Raw genomic sequence first — 1261 nt, forward strand, 5'->3', positions numbered from 1 at the left:
ATCCTTTGGATTTGCTTTAAGCGCGTTCTCCATTCCACCCAATGCATCATCAACCCACCGTTCAACTTCTGCGGGCGTCAAATCATAAGTTCTTGCCGCTTCTTTAGCCGTTGTTTTGCCTTTGATGATCTCTTTGACGAGCTCGGCTTTACGCTTTGCCGTCCAACGTTTTACTTCTGGTTCCATAGTACTAATGACTCCTTTTAGGGTGACACAATATCATGTCCAACTCTTCTCTGGGTCATTACAGGAACGTCGATGTCTGATAGGCATAAATTTGGCACCAATTCACTCTCGACCAAAAACTCAGCAAAGTACGCGACGAAGGCTTTCGACTGAGGAGAGTGAATGCTTTCAATCACCAAATTTAATTTTTCAGCCCAATCGACCTCGTTCATTTTTTCAGGATCACAGCCTGAAAATTCAGTAATGAAGGGCGCACACACGGCATTCACATATTTTGACACCGTCTTAAGTCGTAAACTCGATTTGAACTTGCCCCCATTTTTTATCAAGTGATATAGCCAGGCCTGTAACAACCAACAAAATGGGCGTGAGCGGATCAGGTGTTTATTATCGATTTGAGTATGCAATGTTTGAAGCGTTTGGGCAGAAATACGTTTGGCATCCGCTCGAGTCGCATTTGAGAGATCTTTGGTTACGTTGTGAATGATTTTGATTTGATCTGTGGGTGCTAGCTCTTCGATATCATCCTTCACTCGTCGTCGCAATTTGGCTTGATCGATAGCAAAGCCTGAACGCCAATATCGTTGCTGCCTTACCGTTGTCATTAAACTTGTTTTGCTGGGTTTAGGATTGGCGACCCGCTTTCCCGTGAGAATGCGCATCATGACATTATCGGATAATGTTGTTGAAGCATTTGAACCCACAAAGAGTTTGTACTCGATACTGCTTCGGGTCATGACGTACTCTAACTTCATCATTTGTCCAATCGAACGCAATCCTAAACTATAGCGTTCGTTGAGTAAGTGATGCGTGATCAGGTAATAGTGGATGATGGTGACGATAGAGCGAATGCGTTTTCGTGGCGCTTGACGCCATACCGTTAACAAAAACGACGCTTTTTTTGATAACCATTGACGGTGCTGAGCGTTTTTGAAATACCATTCGCCATTTAAACGAGACAGATATTCTTGTTTGTTGAGTAGATCGAGAATGTACTTTTGATCTGTAGTTGCCCCCACTAAAACGGACAGTTTAACTCGCCACTTTAAGAGCTCGGTACTCTCTCGGTGACATC

At 43.7% G+C, this 1261-nt stretch carries 2 protein-coding genes; both read right to left on the minus strand.

Features of this window, described 5'->3' with window-relative positions; all coding sequences use genetic code 11:
* Positions 1-186 (minus strand): DUF1153 domain-containing protein (locus HGP28_RS18880; protein ID WP_168837190.1); only part of this gene is annotated, 186 nt, incomplete at its 3' end.
* Positions 187-203: 17 nt separating this feature from the next.
* The coding region (locus HGP28_RS18885) for a hypothetical protein (protein WP_168837981.1) at positions 204-1261 on the minus strand (1058 nt) is incomplete at its 5' end.

The organism is Vibrio agarilyticus (genome assembly GCF_012641465.1).
GTDB classification, from domain to species: Bacteria; Pseudomonadota; Gammaproteobacteria; order Enterobacterales; family Vibrionaceae; genus Vibrio; species Vibrio agarilyticus.